Source organism: Paractinoplanes rishiriensis, from assembly GCF_016862375.1.
Classification (GTDB): domain Bacteria; phylum Actinomycetota; class Actinomycetes; order Mycobacteriales; family Micromonosporaceae; genus Actinoplanes; species Actinoplanes rishiriensis.
In genome coordinates this window covers 16,983-31,081 of sequence record NZ_BOMV01000101.1, presented here as the reverse complement: position 1 = coordinate 31,081, position 14,099 = coordinate 16,983, and the positions used below count along the sequence as shown (strand labels likewise).

The window sequence follows — 14,099 nt, the reverse complement described above, 5'->3', positions numbered from 1 at the left end:
CGCGGAGCAGCCGAGTTCCGACGACAGGAAGTCCGATGACGATGCTGATCGACGACCGCCCCGGCCGGGGCGGGACCGTCCGGGTGCGGCTCGGTCCGACCCGGTACCACCACATGACGCTCGACGGCTGCTGGTGGCCGCGCTCCGCAACCCCCGAAGCCGAACTTCCGGGCCTGGTGCCCGCCCTCAACGGCGTGCACGGACCGGTCGTCCGGCTGCTGCTGAGTGCCGCCGGTTGGAGCCGGCGACCACATCAGATCACCGTCGCCGACCGTGCGGTCAGTCTCGGTTACTTCGCCGACCGGTCACCGACGATGCTCACCGCGATCTGCGCCGACGGCGACACCGTCACGCTGCTGGTCGTACCCGCTAAATCTCATCGCACCGGCACGCGGAGCGGCGAGGACAGGTGGGAGAACGAGGGCGGCAGGCTCGCACCGCACGACGTCGAGATTCCGGGCGACGCGGCAGCAGGCGGCGTCAGCGGAGGCATTCGGTCAACTGGGTAGCCGTCGGGCGATCTCCGCCCAGACTGTTTTTCCCGCTCTACCAGCCCAGCGGACCGGTCGGCTTCCCCACCGCCGTGCGGTGGCGGCAACGATGAGCATCCCTCGCCCACCGGGTTCGGCGGGAGACGAGGCCTTCACCATCGGTGGTTGCGGGTTCGAGTCGGTGACCTCGATCAGAATGGCGTCGTCCTGGCGGCGTAGATGGAGTTCACCTCCGTCGTCGGTGTGCCGGGTGACGTTCTGGACCAGTTCAGTGGTCACCAGCAGGACCTCCTCGGTGCGGTCCTTCATGTTCCAGTCGTGGAGAACCTGCTGGGCCAGGCGCCGGGCCTGGGCGGCCGGCGTGGCGTGTTCCAGCGGCATACTGCGGTCGTCGGGCGAGGGCCCGCCTGGTTTCCCGACGCGGTGGGCGGTGGGCGGAGTGTCGGGTGCGGTGTGGCTTGCGACGAATGCGGCAGCTTGCGCGGCGACCACCGCGCCGGCGGTCGCCACGGCGTTGTGCGCGGCCCCGGGCACGTCAGCGGTATCTCCCGTGCGGGCGAGGGACGCTGCGCGGGCGGCCCACTCGGGAGGGGCGATGGGGTCGTGCTGGCCTCGCAAGATCATGATCGGCGCCGTGACCAGCGGGAGGCGGCGTTCGATGTGATGGCCGACGGCGTGCTCGAGCGTGCGCAGGATGCGCCGCGGTCCGGCGTCTCGGAAGTCGGAGAGGATCATGGGTATCTGGCGCGGGTCCTCGCGGAGCAGGTCGAACGCCCAGCGGCGGACTTGAGCGGCAGCGGTCGGCGCGGCCGGATCGACGGTCGGCCCGACCAGGATGAGCGAGGCGACCAGGTCGGGGCGCCGGATTGCCAGCTCGACCGCGATCTGGCAGCCGAACGAGTTTCCCAGCACATGGGCGCCGCGGAGGTCAACGGCCTCCATCCAGGCGGCGACGAACCCGGCGTGTTGTTCGGCGGTCAACACGCCGGCTGGTTTGCCGGAGAGGCCGAAGCCGGGCAGGTCGGGAACGAACACCGAGCCGGGCAATGCGGCAGCGGTCGGCATGAGGTATCGGTGCGACACCGCCAGTCCGTGCAGGAGCAACCACGCCGGGGCCGTGGCGCCCGGATCGATGTGTTGCCGTACGTGCATATGCAAACCACGCACCGTCCCCGTGGCGCTGGTGAATCCGCCGGCGGGGACGGGGGCAGCACGGGTCATACGCCTCTGGGCAGGGCTCATGCGTGCGGTGCGGGGCCAGAACATACCTGCTGTTACCCGCTACGAGGGCTGTTCACCCTGGAACGGCTTGACGAACCGTACCCCGCTTCTCCGGATGCCGACACGCCGACGGAACCCCGCCCCGTCCGGGCGCCGTCGGGTGCCGTTGCGACGCCGGGGTCAATTGCGGGGGCGGACCTGGTCGTACCCTGCGGTGAGGACGCCGAGCAGGCCGGTCAGCTCCAGGACCCTGCGCACGACGGGTTGCGGGTACTTGATCCGCAGTTGACAGGCGGTACGGGTTGCGACGTTGCCGACACCGACGAGGGCACTGAGTCCGCCGCAGCTCATGAACGTAACCCCGGCAAGGTCAACCTCGATGCGGTCGGGATGCCGCGCGAACAAGACCTCGAGAAGGCTGGCGCGCAGCCCGTCCGCGTTCGACAGGTCGATTTCGCCGATCAGGGCGACGTGGGCGGTTCCTCCCGGCGGGCACCTGGTGTCGATGTGCAGCAGCGCCGGTGGCGTGAACGTGGTGGACATGATTCCTCCGACCCAACGACTACTTCAAGGGAGTGCGTGATGGGGCGGGCAAGGGCTGGACCCGTGGCCGGGGAGGCAACAGTCCAAAGATCTGGCGTTGCGGGCTCGACAAGGTGCGCACGTTGATGCGGTAACAATCGTCACACTACTCGCAGCGTCGAGGGCTGACCGCTGTCGCCAGGGAGCGGCCCCGCTCCAGGCCGCGGCGGGGCCTCTTCGCCGGATGCGGTGCAGCACCGATCACCGATGAGCGCAAGCGAGGTCAGAGCGCGTAGCATCGACTTCGAGCGACTTGTGCGACCTGCACAGCAGCGGTCCCGCCGAGCAGAACACCGGCTCCGTCCGGCCCCGGTGCGCGACCAGAGAGTGGGCTCCAATGAGCATTCATGTTTCCGGGGGCGGAAGAACACTGCGGCGGGTGGTGCTCAGCTGCGACGTGGCCGGATGTCCGGTCCAGTTGGAGCCGCCCGTCATCGAGGCGTGGCGCAATGATGCGGATGCCCGATCCTGGGCCCGCGATCACGCCGCGGGGTGGACGTCCGACCCGATCCGCAACACCGACTACTGCCCGGAGCACGCCCGGTTCAGCACGGCCCCGGCCGCCGGGACCGTCCCGCCACGGCCGACGGCAGCCGCACGCGATCGTGCCGGCAACCCACTCAACCGCGACGAATACGTCAAGCACCTGCAAGAACATCTCGCCGGCCGGTCCACGGAACCAACGATGATGCTGACGGCCGCTCACGCTACGGTCGCCGCCCGGCTGCTCGACGAGCTGGCCGGCGTATACCGCGGAGAATCCCTCGGGCAGCTCGCTCAGGAACTGTCGGAGATACTCGACAGCCGATCCGGAGACCGGTCCTGACCTGAGCTTATTGGAGATCGAGAAGTATCCCGCGGGATCCGGTGTTGCAGGGTGGAGATGAGGGCGAGGGTGGACTCGGCTCCCTGGTTGAGATTGGGTCCGTGCACGGTCAGCCCGTCGTAACCACCGCCGGTTTCCGGGTCCCACATGACTGCGCCGACGTCGTTGTCGCCGAGGAACCAGGCGATGGACCGGCGGATCCCCCGCCGCCAGGCGTGCTCACCGGTGACGGCGGCGGCAGCCGCGCAGGCGTCGGCCAGCGCGGCCACCTCGATCGGTTGCTGGTCGTGGCGTAGCCGGGGACCACCGCGTTGCCAGCCGCCCACCGGGACGACCGAAAGATGGTCGGCGCTGGTCTGGGTGTCCAGCAGCCAGGCCAGCATCCGCAGGCCGGCGGCCAGAATCGGCGGCCGGTCGAGGAGACTGCCCGCGGCGATGACGGCTTCGGCGAGGGCGGCGTTCGCGTAGGTCAGCTGCTCGTGCGGCCACAGCCAGCTCGGGTCGGGACCGGGCTGCCCGATGGCCGCCGCGGCGTCGGCCAGCAGGGCCGCGGCGAGCGCATTGTCCGGATCGACACGGAGCAGCTCGGCGGCGCCGAGCGCGGCGAAAGTCATGGCGCGCACGGCGGTGGAGCGGCAGGAAGCTCCATGGTTGAACGCTGTGACGGCTTCCTTGCGGATCCAGGAGGCCGGGCTGCGGGCGGCTGCGGTTCCCAGCCCCCACAAGGCTCGTCCCCACCAGTCGCCGAGGCCGGGTTGGTCGGTCCAGCTCCGATCGAAGCCGAGCCGGTTGTGGAAGGCGCCGTGCGCGTCCTGCGCGTGGGTGAGGAAAGTCAGATACCGCTCCGTGAGCTGGAGTACCGCCGGGGCCGGGTCCGGCTCGCGGCTGGTCACCACCAGCCCACGCGCGACATCGTCGGTGCAATAGCCGTGTTCGCGGCGCGCGGTGGCGTGCCGGGCGTGCTCGAACAACCCGGTGTCGTCGGTCAGCCGGGCGAGGTGCTCGAAGGTAGGAACCGGAACGGCGCCGGAACGCGTCGATGTGATCAGAACCGGCCCGGCGACCGTCATGCGCCGACCTGCGCGACGGGAGTGGTGCCGGAGGTGACCAGCCGTGCGGCGAGGGCGTGGTAAAGCTGGGCGACCGCGGGCCATCCGAGCGTCAGTTCGGCCGGACCGGAGCGTTCGCGCATAGTGGCGGCCAAGGCGGGATCGGTGAGGATCCGCCGGATCGCACGGGCGAGAGCGGCCGGGTTCTTGTGCGGCACGAGCAGCCCGGGTCCGTCGGTGAGTAGCTCCACGGCGTGCGGAAACTCGGTGGCGACGACGGGGATGCCGGCCGCCACGGCCTCGACGAGGACCCCTGAGGTGACCTGCTCGGTGGAGTCGTACGGCAGCACGACGATATCGGCGGATCGGATGAGTTTCCCGAGGGCCGCGTCGTCGAGATACGCGGACACGTATGTCACCGTGTGCCCGATGCCGAGGGTCGCGCCCAACCGGTGCAGGCTCGCCCGGTACGCCTCGCCGTGCAGCTCGGCCACCTTGGGATGGGTCCGGCCGGCGACGGTGTAGACCGGCGCGGGTCGGAGCTTCTGCAGTTGGGCCAGGGCGCGAAGCGTCCATTCGATGCCCTTTCCCGGTCCGAGCAGACCCCAGGTGAGCAGGTGCGGTTGCTCGCTGCGCCGGACAGCGGCGCCGGCGTGGTCGGAGGCACCGTGCGGGATCACGGAGACCTTCGCGGGGTCGACGGTGTAGCCGATGAGCAGCCGGTCATGTGCCGCGACGGTGCTGGTGACGACCGCGCCCGCGGCGGCCACGATCTGTTCGAGCAGCGACTTCTGCCGCGGGGTGGGACGACTCAGCACGGTGTGCAGAACGACCACGCTCGGCACGGTGAGCCGGCGCAGCACGGACAGCACGTCGCCGCCGTCCCGGCCGGGGTAGATCCCGTACTCGTGCTGGACGACCGCGACGTCGAAGGTGTTCAGCACCGCGGCGCTGTCGCGCCAGCCGGCCGGTGCCGCGGCTGCCCAGGTGTGCACCACGCCGGGGACGGGCCGGGGGTCGTCGCCGTCCGTCGCGACCCGCACGATGCCGCCGAGGACGCCGTCCGGGTTCAGGTGGGCGGCGAGGGCGGCGTTGAAGGTCGCCAGCCCGCACCTGGTGGGCGGGGAGGTGCTGAGGAATCCGTACCTGATGGTCATGTGCCGTGCCTTCCGTCATCGGTCCGCCGGCGCGTGGAGCGCCGGCCGACCTCACGCGCTGACAGCGTCGACCGGCCAGCGTGTGCGGCAGGCTGACGGGGCCGGCGAACTCGATCAGCCGGCCACGCTTGGTGAAACGGTGCGGCGAGCGGTATCAGACCCCGTGTCCGCCGATGAGCCCCTCGTAGACAGCCAGATAGTCGGTGACCATGCGATTCGCGCCGAAGCGCCGGCCTGCGTGCGCACGGCAACCGGCCCGGTCGATCTTCCGGAGTGCGCCCACCGCCGCCACGGCCTCGTCGACACTGCTCACCAGGTAGCCGGTGACACCCTCGTCGACCACCTCCGGCATGGAGCCACGCCGGTAGGCGACGACCGGCGTGCCACACACCATCGATTCCACGACAGACAGGCCGAACGGCTCATTGAAGTCGATCGGGTGCAGCAGGGCCGCGGCCCGGCCCAGAACCTCGCTACGACGCCGCGGGCCGACCGCGCCGAGAAAGACGACCTGGACGCCGTCGATGTGTGGCTCCACTTGTTCGGCGAAGTACCGCTCGTCCTGCACGACGCCACAGATGGTGAGGGTCCGTCCCGCCCGCCGGGCGATCTCGATCGCCGTGTGGGTGCCCTTGTCCGGGTGGACGCGGCCGAAGCTCACCAGGCCCGGCCCGCCGGACGGAGCAAACGTGAGCCCGTCGACGTCCACGCCGTGATACACCGTCGCGACATAGTCGAGGTCGGAGCTGCGGTCGGCATCCGAAATCGACACGTACGACGAACGGGCCGCTCGGTAGGCGGGCAGAATCCTCGGGCTGGAAAACCCGTGCACGGTGGTCAGCAGCGGCGCCCGGCAATGATCCGCGAACGCGAGCGGCAGCCAGTCGAGATGATTGTGAACGATGTCGAACGTGCCGGACCTGGCAAAGGCGTACGAGACGTGCATCGCCTCGGCAACCCGGCCGTCCGTTGACACATCGTCCGCATACCCCTGCCGGCACACGCCGTCGAGCCGGGCCGTGGTGATCGAGTCCAGCGTCGCGAAGAGTGTCACGTCAACCCCGGCGGCGACGAGGCCGTCGGCGAGCAATCCCGTCACCTGCTCCCAAGGCCCGTAGTCTCGCGGTGGCGTGCGCCACGCCACGGGTCCCAGCAAGCCGACCCTCATCCGGATGCTACGACGGCCAGGAGGGCAGCTGCCGTTGCGATCGTCATAGTCTGCTCCCCTGAGTTGACGTGCCGGCGTCGGGCACTAGCCACCGGGATCTGGAGCGACTGCCGCCAGCCTACCCCTGGCCCGGCCAGCGAGGTAACTGACGCTCGCCGCGCACGGCAGTAGGACCGCTGGGACGCGTACCCTAAATGGTGTCACCGCCCTGGACCCCGGCGCCATTCCGTCACCCTTGGGGGCCGGCCATGGAAGCATTTCAGGTAACAGTTTTCCCGGACATCGTCGATGTCCTGCGTCATGAGCACGAGCAGATCCGACGGCTGTGCACCGCCGTGCGAGAGGCCGGGCGCGACCGGAAAAAGCGGCCGCTCGCCGCCCTGCTACAGGCCGTCCACCTGCACCAACTCGGCGAAACCGCCGTCGCGCACCCGGCCGCCCGCAACAGCAGCCGGAACGGTGACATCATCGCCCGCACCTGTCAGTCGGAGGGTGCCGGGCTCGAACGGTCGCTCACCGAGCTGAGCCGGCTCGGCGTGCGGCACCCCGGCTTCGACGCCGGGTTCGCGAACCTGTCCGGCGCCATGCTCGACCATGCCGCGGATCAGGAAAGAGACGAGTTTCCGCTGCTGCGCCGCCACGTGCCCGCGCAACGGTTGCACATGATGGCCAGCGCGATGCAGGACATCCAAATCATGGCCCGCACCTGAGCACGGGTGACCCCGACCAGGACGAGAGGCTCGCCCGATCCATCCGCCGCGAGGTACCTGACGGCGGGCGGCGCCGTGCTGGTCCTGGCCGGCGTCACGTTCCCGGTGCTGCCGTGGCCGGCGGCGGCGGGCGCCTTCTACACCGGCCACGGCAAGATCGACGTCGGTTAGCGTCACCACGTGACCAGCGGGGCCGCTGCTGAAGCAAGACTTACGCGGCCGCAAACGACCACAGCTGGTTGTTGGCTCCGTTGCATGTCCACTGTTGGATGTTGCCGCCGTTGACCGTCGACCAGGCGTTCACGTCCAGGCACTTACCGCTGTGGCGGGCTCGGAGCTGGCCGAAAGCGCCGGTAGCGACTACCTGCCATTGCTGGTTCGTGCCGTTGCTGCAGGCCCACTGGACGACATTCGCGCCGTCGGCTGTCGAGGCCGTATTGACGTCCAGACACTTGCCGCTGTTGCGGTTGACGATCCGGAAGTATCCGCCGCCGGCGTTCTGGAATTCCCACTGCTGGTTGTCGGTGCCGTTCCAGGTCCACTGCTGGACGTTGCCACCGTCGGCCGTGGAGTGCTCGTTGACATCGACGACGAGTCCGCTGTGGCGGTTCGTGATCCGCTCGTAGTAGGCGCCGCTGCCGCTGCCCGGCGCGATGTCGACCTGGGTGATGATTCCGCCGTTGGGCCACCCTGCCGACAGGATGACTACTCGCCCGGACGGCTGGTGCCACGTCAAATTCCGGCTGTAGCCGGCGCCGACCGGCGTGGTCTGGCGGGTCCACGGGCCCGTGCTGCCGCCGCTGGAGTTGACCCACACGTCCCCGCTGCCGGCGGCGTTGTAGACCAGCCGGCCGTCGGGCAGCCGGATGACGACCGGGCTGCCGCCGGTGGCCAGACCCGGCGAACCACTGGTCACGGGAAGCGCGCCGATGTCGGTGCCACCGGCGCCACCGGTCGCGCGGAAGTTCAGCGGGTCGGCGAATATCTTCTGCTTCACGTTCTGGCCGCCGCCGAAGTACTCGAACGTCAACAGCCATTGGCCGTTCGTGGTCGGCACGACGTTGGGCATGCCGGGACGGCCCGAACCGATCTGGTTCATCCCGGCGACGGTCTGCGTGCCGCCGGCCACGTCGGCGTACGGCACACTCCACGGCGTTGCGGTGTTGCCGTCCCATTCGCGGTGGGCCACCACCTGGCCGTGGGAGTCCGGGGCGGAGTTGTTGTCGCCGCGGAGGTTGAGTGAGCCGTCCCCGTTGTAGCCCGTGTAGTCGTTCTCGTCCGAGTAGTACGCGATGAGCTCGTTGTTGTGCACCATCAGGTACGGCTCCCACACGGGGTCGACCTGACGGGAGTTGTTGGCGGTGGCGACGTTGGTGCCGATGGCCCCCGCGCTGCCGCCCTGCCAGCCTCCAGTGGCGATGATGTTCACGAAGCTCCACGACGCGCCGTTGTTGGTGCTCCGGTAGAGCGCGATGGCCATGTCGCGGCGGTCACCGTCGTTGGACGGCTGCCAGCTGGGGTTCGCAGCCTTGCGCTCCCGGAAGTACTCGTCCTCGCCGGAGACAACCGATGCCAGCAGCAGGGTGCCGGCGGTAAGGCTTCCGACGGTCTGCGGCATCACGTAGAGGTACGGGTTCGTCCAGTTGCTGGTGTATCGCGCGGGGCCGCCCATGAACGCGGGTGCCCGTACATTCGCCAACAGCTGCCACGTCGTGTTGTTGTCGTCGCTCTTGTAGATCGGGATCGTCTGATCGTAGGCAGAACCGGTCGGGCCGATTGTCGCCTTCTCGAACGCCGCGACCAAGCGGCCGTTCGGCAGCGAGGCGGCCTTCGGGTAGACGACGCAGTTGCCGAGGCCCTTGGTGCACTGGGCGTTGCTCGGCAGCTGGTAGAACGTCTGAGGCGTCGGACTGGCGGCAGCGGGGATCGTCGACAGGGCGACCGCTCCGAGCATGAGGCTCGCGACGAATGTTCCTGCGAGTGCTTTCTTCGCAAGAGTCATCCTTGGTTCCTTCCGGGGGACGGGGCGGAGCGTGCCGGGGGAGCGCTAAGCACTGATGACTACGTAGTTACGGGCACACTGTCTACGTAGTCACCGGCGCTGTCAAGGGCGGGTAAGAGGACTTGACAAGCGCATTGACTACGCAGACATTGGTCCGGTGAGCGACACGGGGTTGAAGCGCTGGGGCGGCGATCGGCGTCCGGGTGGCACCGACGTGGCCCGGCTGGCCGGCGTCTCTCAGAAGACCGTGTCCCGGGTCTTCAACAAAGAGCCCAACGTCACGCCGGAAACCCGCGAGCGTGTGCTTGCCGCTGCGCAGTCGCTCGGCTACCGGCCCAACGGTGCGGCTCGTGCCCTGCTCACCGGCCGTACGAACCGGATCGGTGTGGTGTCGCTGGGCACCTCGCACTTCGGGCCGTCGTCCCTGCTGGTGGCTCTGGAGCGGGCGGCGCGCGGCATCAACTACTCGCTGAGCATTGCCAACTCCTTCGAGGAGGACACGTCAGGTATAGCGGCGGCGGTCGACAATTTGCTGGCGCAGGGCGTCGACGCGGTCATCCTGTCCGAGCCCGTCGACGACGGTGGCGAACGGCTCACGGTCGACGTACCGGTCCTGACCCTCGGCGCCGCACCAATCGTGCAGGCGCCGGTTGTGCTGTCGGTGCGTGCCGCCGAGGGCGGCGATGCCGCTGCCGCGGCGACGCGACACCTACTGGATCTCGGGCACCGCACCGTTCATCACATCGCCGGGCCGCAACGCTGGTGGGCGGCGCGGGAACGGCTGCAGAACTGGCGGGCCACGCTGACCGCGGCCGGTGCCGGCGTTCCGGAGGTCCTCGAAGGAGATTGGACCGCGGCTCGGGGCTACGAAATCGGCACGCATCTAGCCCTTGATCCCGAGGTGACGGCGATCTTCGCGGCCAACGACGAGATGGCGATCGGAGCGATTCACGCGCTGCATGAAGCCGGCCGGTCGGTTCCCGGCGATATCAGCGTCGTGGGTTTCGACGACATTCCGGTGGCTGCTCACGTCTGGCCACCCCTGACCACGGTCAGCTCCGACAACGCCGAGCTTGCCACCGTCGGCCTGGCCTATCTGGTCGACTTCTTGAACAACCCGGACAGCCCGCCGGCGCCTCCGCCGCAACACGAACACCGGCTGGTGATCCGGAATTCGACATCGCGCCCGGCCAGGCGACGGAAGGAGACACGCCGGGCCTGACCTGGATGTCCGTGCAGGCACCCGCTCCTTGAGCACTTTCAGGGCGCAACCCTCGACCTGAACTTGCGCTGAGCCGATGAGATTCATCTGCGATCATCGTGCCGCTTCTAGGATTCGTTCATGCCGCAGCCCGTGCTCGCCACCAAGCTGTTCGCGCCGCCGCAGCGCGCTCAGCTCGTTGCGCGGCCGCGGTTGATGGAGCTGCTGGATGCGACGCTTGCGCCGGGGCACCGGCTGACCGTGGTGTCGGCGCCGGCCGGTTTCGGCAAGACCACCCTGCTCAGCGACTGGCGAGCGACGCTGGTCGAGCGTCCGACGGCACCGATGATCGGCTGGGTTTCGCTCGACGCGGGCGACAATGATCTGTCGCGCCTGTTGACCCACCTTCTCGCGGCCCTCGAGGTAGGCGCCGCACTTCTCGACGCCGTGCCGGCCGCGTCGGCGGGCGCGGTCCTGCCGGCGCTGGTCAACGAGCTGGCGCGCCTCGGTGACGGCCCGCGGGTGGTCGTGCTCGACGACTACCACGTCGTCGAGTCGGCTCCGGTGCACGAGGCGGTCACCTTCCTGCTCGACCACCTCCCACCGACCGTGCACCTACTGGTGGCGACGAGGGCGGACCCGCCGCTACCCCTGGCCCGGCTGCGCAGCCGGGGCCAGCTGGTCGAAGTCCGTGCCGCCGACCTGCGCTTCCGCCCGTCCGAGGTCCGGGAGTTCCTCACCCGGGTGATGGGGCTGGAGCTCAGCGCCGCGGACGTCGCCGCGCTCGACGGGCGTACCGAGGGCTGGGCGGCCGGCCTGCAACTCGCCGCGTTGTCGCTGCGCGGTGTCGACGATCCGAAGGAGGTCGCCGGGTTCATCGACGCCTTCACCGGCAGTCACCGGTTCGTCATCGACTACCTGGCCGACGAGGTCCTCGCCCGCCAGCCCGGGCACGTCCGGGAGTTCTTGCTGCGCACCGCCGTCCTCGACCGGCTCACCGGCCCGCTGTGTGACGCGGTCACCGGTCGCGCCGGCGGCAGGCTGGCGTTGGACGATCTCGACCGGGCGAACCTGTTCGTGGTTCCGCTCGACGGGCGGCGGGACTGGTACCGCTACCACCACCTGTTCGCTGACGTGCTGCGGGCCCGGCTGCTCAGCGAGCAGCCGGGCGAGGTTCCTCAGCTGCACCGGCGTGCCTGCGACTGGTACGCGGCGCACGACTTGGTGGCTGACGCGGTCCGGCACGCGCTCGCCGCCGACGATGTCACCCGCGCCGCCGCCCTGATGGAGCAGGCGGTCCCGGAGCTGCGGCGTACCCGGCAGGACCGGCTGTTGCAGGACTGGATGCGGGCGCTGCCGGACGCGGTCGTGCGGCGCAGCCCCGTCCTCAGCATCGTCTCGGGCTGGTCGTCGCTGATATCCGGCGACCTGGACGGGCTCGAGTCCCGGCTCGACGACGCCGAGGCGGCGTTGACCGCCGGCGAGCACGACGAACAGCTGCGGGCAGCGTGGGTGGACACCGAGGACCTGCGCAGCGCCCCGGCGATGATCGCGGTCTACCGCGCGTCGCTGGCCCAGGCCCGTCACGATGTCGCCGGGACGGTGCGCCACGCCCAGGTGGCGCTCGACCTGGCCGGACCGGAGGACCACTTCGTCCGCGGCGCCGGCGCCGGGTTTCTCGGGCTCGCCGCCTGGGCCGCCGGCGACGTGCAGCAGGCGCTGCCCATGTTCACTAAGGCGGTGCGCAGCCTGCATGCGGCGGGAAACCTGGTCGACGAGCTGGACAGCACCGTGGTGCTCGCCGACATGTGGGTCGCCGCCGGGTGGCCCAGCCGCGCCCGCCGGCTCTACGAGCAGGCCCTGCGGACCGCGGTCGCGGGCGGCGAGCCGTACCCGAGGGCCACCGCCGACCTGCATGTCGGGCTCGCCGAACTCAACCGCCAGCGCGACGAACTTGCCGTGGCCGAGGAGCACCTGCGGACGGCCCGGGCGCTCGCCGAGCACGGATCCATCACCGAGAATCGGCACAGATGGTTCCTCGCCATGGCGCGACTGCGCGCCGTGGCCGGGGACCATGACGCCACGGCAGACCTGCTGGACCGGGCGCAGGAGTTGTACCGGCCCGGCTTCTACCCCGACGTGCACCCGATCGCCGCGACCAGAGCCCGCCTGGCCCTCGGCGCTGGAGACCTGACGGCGGCCGGACAGTGGGCCGAGGAAGCCGGCGTGACCGTCGACGACGAACCCGCCTACCTGCGCGAGTACGAGCTCCTCACGCTCGTGCGCGTCCTGCTCGCGCGGCACCGCGCCGGCGATCACCACGCGCCCGTTCCGGCAGTGCTCGCATTGCTGGAACGGCTGCGCGTTGCCGCCGAAGACCGGGCCGGTAGCCTGCGCGAAATTCATCTGCTGCGGGCCCTCGCCCACCACGCCGACGGGGATACGACCCGCGCGTTCGCCGCCTTGAGTGACGCCCTGACCGCGCGGCCGGAAGCCGACAGCTACGTGCGCTTGTTCCTTGACGAAGGCGCACCGATGCAGGCACTGCTGCGCGACGCCGTGGCCGGTCTCGAGACACCGGCTCGGCAGCGCCTCGGGGTCCTCCTCGGCCGGTCCGCGGCATCGAGGCCGGCCGCCGAGCCTCCGCAGCCCGTGGCGGACCGGCTGAGTTCCCGCGAGCTCGAGGTTCTTCGGCTCCTGGACAGCGACCTGACCGGACCGGAAATCGCCCGCCGGTTGTACGTCACCGTCAACACTCTGCGCACCCACACCAAGCGCATCTTCACCAAGCTCGACGTCACGACCCGGGCGGCGGCGGTGCGGCGCGCCCGCGAGTACGGGCTGCTCTGAGCCGTGTCACCACCTCGGTCACATCATGTGGTGACGCCCCATCACCCCCTCGGTTCCTAAGTTCCAGGTGTCCGCGGCGCCCGTCACGGACCACCAGGAAAGGGACCTGACATGACCATCACCGCCAGCACGCTGAGCCGGGCCGCCGGCGCAGCCGCCGTCGCCGCCGGACTCATCTTCATCGGCGTCCAGATCAATCATCCGCATCTGGACGCCACCTCGCTGATGACCACCGACGTCACCGTCCGCAACAGCTTGAAGCTGCTGATGGCCGTGCTCGCGCTCGCCGGCATCACCGGCATGTACCTGCGCCAGGTGCGGCAGACCGGTGTCCTCGGATTGCTCGGGTACCTGGTGCTCGGTGCCGGCTACGCCATCATCGTGGGCACCTCTTACATGGCCGCCTTCGTCCTTCCCGAGATCGCACTGAGCAACGCCGGCTTCGTCAACGACGTGGCCGCCGCAACCACGGGCGGCACCCCGTCCGGCGACATCGGCGTGCTCCGGACCGTCCTGCAGGTTCAGAACTTCACGTATCTGGCCGGCGGTCTGGTCTTCGGCATCGCGCTGTTGCGGGCGCGGGTGTTCCCCCGCTGGGCGGCCGCGCTGCTCGCGGCCGGTGGTGCCGTCACCATCGCGATCGCCGTCCTGCCGGACGCCTTCTATCGGCTGCTGGCCTTCCCCAACGGCATCGCGATGGTGGCGCTGGGCTGGTCGCTGTGGCGGTCCGCCCGCCAGACTCCCGCGACGCTGCCGGCCACCGCACGCCTCTCCACGGCGAGCGTGCAATGACCGCGCCGACCCGCGCGACATGGTCCGGGCGCGCTGCGGCGCCCGGACCG

The 14,099-nt window shown here is 69.9% G+C and carries 13 protein-coding genes; 7 read left to right on the top strand and 6 right to left on the bottom strand.

Annotation, left to right across the window (positions count from 1 at the left end; translation table 11 throughout):
• Window positions 1-35: 35 nt before the first annotated feature.
• Complete coding sequence (locus Ari01nite_RS43695; protein WP_203789945.1) at window positions 36-509, top strand: DUF5994 family protein; 474 nt, start codon at window positions 36-38, stop codon at window positions 507-509.
• Here the strand turns inward: Ari01nite_RS43695 and Ari01nite_RS43690 are convergent.
• Together Ari01nite_RS43690 and Ari01nite_RS43685 are read right to left on the bottom strand one after the other, a co-directional pair.
• Window positions 498-1,643, bottom strand: coding sequence for an alpha/beta fold hydrolase (locus Ari01nite_RS43690; RefSeq protein WP_203789943.1), 1,146 nt, complete (start codon window positions 1,641-1,643; stop codon window positions 498-500). The genes Ari01nite_RS43695 and Ari01nite_RS43690 overlap by 12 nt on opposite strands.
• A 249-nt stretch (window positions 1,644-1,892) precedes the next feature.
• Complete coding sequence (locus tag Ari01nite_RS43685) at window positions 1,893-2,255, bottom strand: STAS domain-containing protein (protein ID WP_203789941.1); 363 nt, start codon at window positions 2,253-2,255, stop codon at window positions 1,893-1,895.
• 418 nt (window positions 2,256-2,673) lie between these two features.
• Here Ari01nite_RS43685 and Ari01nite_RS43680 point away from each other — a divergent pair, with 418 nt between their 5' ends.
• Window positions 2,674-3,120 carry a hypothetical protein gene (locus Ari01nite_RS43680; RefSeq protein WP_203789939.1) on the top strand — a complete coding sequence of 149 codons (447 nt, stop codon included), beginning with the start codon at window positions 2,674-2,676 and terminating at the stop codon, window positions 3,118-3,120.
• Here the strand turns inward: Ari01nite_RS43680 and Ari01nite_RS43675 are convergent.
• From Ari01nite_RS43675 to Ari01nite_RS43665, 3 genes are all read right to left on the bottom strand, one after another.
• A complete protein-coding gene (locus Ari01nite_RS43675; protein WP_239163523.1) occupies window positions 3,072-4,190 on the bottom strand; it encodes a glycosyltransferase in 1,119 nt (372 codons plus the stop codon). The two genes, Ari01nite_RS43680 and Ari01nite_RS43675, sit on opposite strands and share 49 nt — an antisense overlap.
• Window positions 4,187-5,326: a glycosyltransferase gene (locus tag Ari01nite_RS43670; RefSeq protein WP_203789937.1), complete on the bottom strand. Its 1,140-nt coding sequence runs from the start codon at window positions 5,324-5,326 to the stop codon at window positions 4,187-4,189. The genes Ari01nite_RS43675 and Ari01nite_RS43670 overlap by 4 nt, the downstream gene beginning before the upstream one ends.
• A 154-nt stretch (window positions 5,327-5,480) precedes the next feature.
• Window positions 5,481-6,494, bottom strand: coding sequence for a glycosyltransferase family 4 protein (locus Ari01nite_RS43665; RefSeq protein WP_203789935.1), 1,014 nt, complete (start codon window positions 6,492-6,494; stop codon window positions 5,481-5,483).
• 194 nt (window positions 6,495-6,688) lie between these two features.
• Between Ari01nite_RS43665 and Ari01nite_RS43660 the strand changes: the two genes are divergently transcribed.
• A complete protein-coding gene (locus Ari01nite_RS43660; RefSeq protein ID WP_203789933.1) occupies window positions 6,689-7,204 on the top strand; it encodes a hemerythrin domain-containing protein in 516 nt (171 codons plus the stop codon).
• A 6-nt stretch (window positions 7,205-7,210) separates the two neighbouring features.
• Window positions 7,211-7,375 (top strand): hypothetical protein, encoded by a 165-nt coding sequence (locus Ari01nite_RS43655; RefSeq protein WP_203789931.1) that lies wholly within the window; start codon window positions 7,211-7,213, stop codon window positions 7,373-7,375.
• 40 nt (window positions 7,376-7,415) lie between these two features.
• Here the strand turns inward: Ari01nite_RS43655 and Ari01nite_RS43650 are convergent, their stop codons facing one another.
• Window positions 7,416-9,206, bottom strand: a complete 1,791-nt coding sequence (locus tag Ari01nite_RS43650) for an RICIN domain-containing protein (protein ID WP_239163522.1) — start codon at window positions 9,204-9,206, stop codon at window positions 7,416-7,418.
• A gap of 157 nt (window positions 9,207-9,363) precedes the next feature.
• Here Ari01nite_RS43650 and Ari01nite_RS43645 point away from each other — a divergent pair, with 157 nt between their 5' ends.
• From Ari01nite_RS43645 to Ari01nite_RS43635, 3 genes are all read left to right on the top strand, one after another.
• Window positions 9,364-10,428: a LacI family DNA-binding transcriptional regulator gene (locus Ari01nite_RS43645; protein ID WP_239163521.1), complete on the top strand. Its 1,065-nt coding sequence runs from the start codon at window positions 9,364-9,366 to the stop codon at window positions 10,426-10,428.
• A 120-nt stretch (window positions 10,429-10,548) separates the two neighbouring features.
• Entirely contained in the window at window positions 10,549-13,257 is a 2,709-nt protein-coding gene (locus Ari01nite_RS43640; protein WP_203789929.1) for a winged helix-turn-helix domain-containing protein, read from the top strand.
• Between the two features lie 111 nt (window positions 13,258-13,368).
• Entirely contained in the window at window positions 13,369-14,049 is a 681-nt protein-coding gene (locus Ari01nite_RS43635) for a hypothetical protein (RefSeq protein ID WP_203789927.1), read from the top strand.
• Window positions 14,050-14,099: the final 50 nt, after the last annotated feature.

Coding starts and splice junctions, on each gene's coding strand:
- Ari01nite_RS43685 (WP_203789941.1), bottom strand. CDS start 2,255: ATGTCCACCACGTTCACGCCACCGGCGCTGCTGCACATCGACACCAGG.
- Ari01nite_RS43675 (WP_239163523.1), bottom strand. CDS start 4,190: ATGACGGTCGCCGGGCCGGTTCTGATCACATCGACGCGTTCCGGCGCC.
- Ari01nite_RS43635 (WP_203789927.1), top strand. CDS start 13,369: ATGACCATCACCGCCAGCACGCTGAGCCGGGCCGCCGGCGCAGCCGCC.
- Ari01nite_RS43665 (WP_203789935.1), bottom strand. CDS start 6,494: ATGAGGGTCGGCTTGCTGGGACCCGTGGCGTGGCGCACGCCACCGCGA.
- Ari01nite_RS43670 (WP_203789937.1), bottom strand. CDS start 5,326: ATGACCATCAGGTACGGATTCCTCAGCACCTCCCCGCCCACCAGGTGC.
- Ari01nite_RS43690 (WP_203789943.1), bottom strand. CDS start 1,643: ATGCACGTACGGCAACACATCGATCCGGGCGCCACGGCCCCGGCGTGG.
- Ari01nite_RS43695 (WP_203789945.1), top strand. CDS start 36: ATGACGATGCTGATCGACGACCGCCCCGGCCGGGGCGGGACCGTCCGG.
- Ari01nite_RS43650 (WP_239163522.1), bottom strand. CDS start 9,206: ATGACTCTTGCGAAGAAAGCACTCGCAGGAACATTCGTCGCGAGCCTC.
- Ari01nite_RS43660 (WP_203789933.1), top strand. CDS start 6,689: ATGGTGTCACCGCCCTGGACCCCGGCGCCATTCCGTCACCCTTGGGGG.
- Ari01nite_RS43640 (WP_203789929.1), top strand. CDS start 10,549: ATGCCGCAGCCCGTGCTCGCCACCAAGCTGTTCGCGCCGCCGCAGCGC.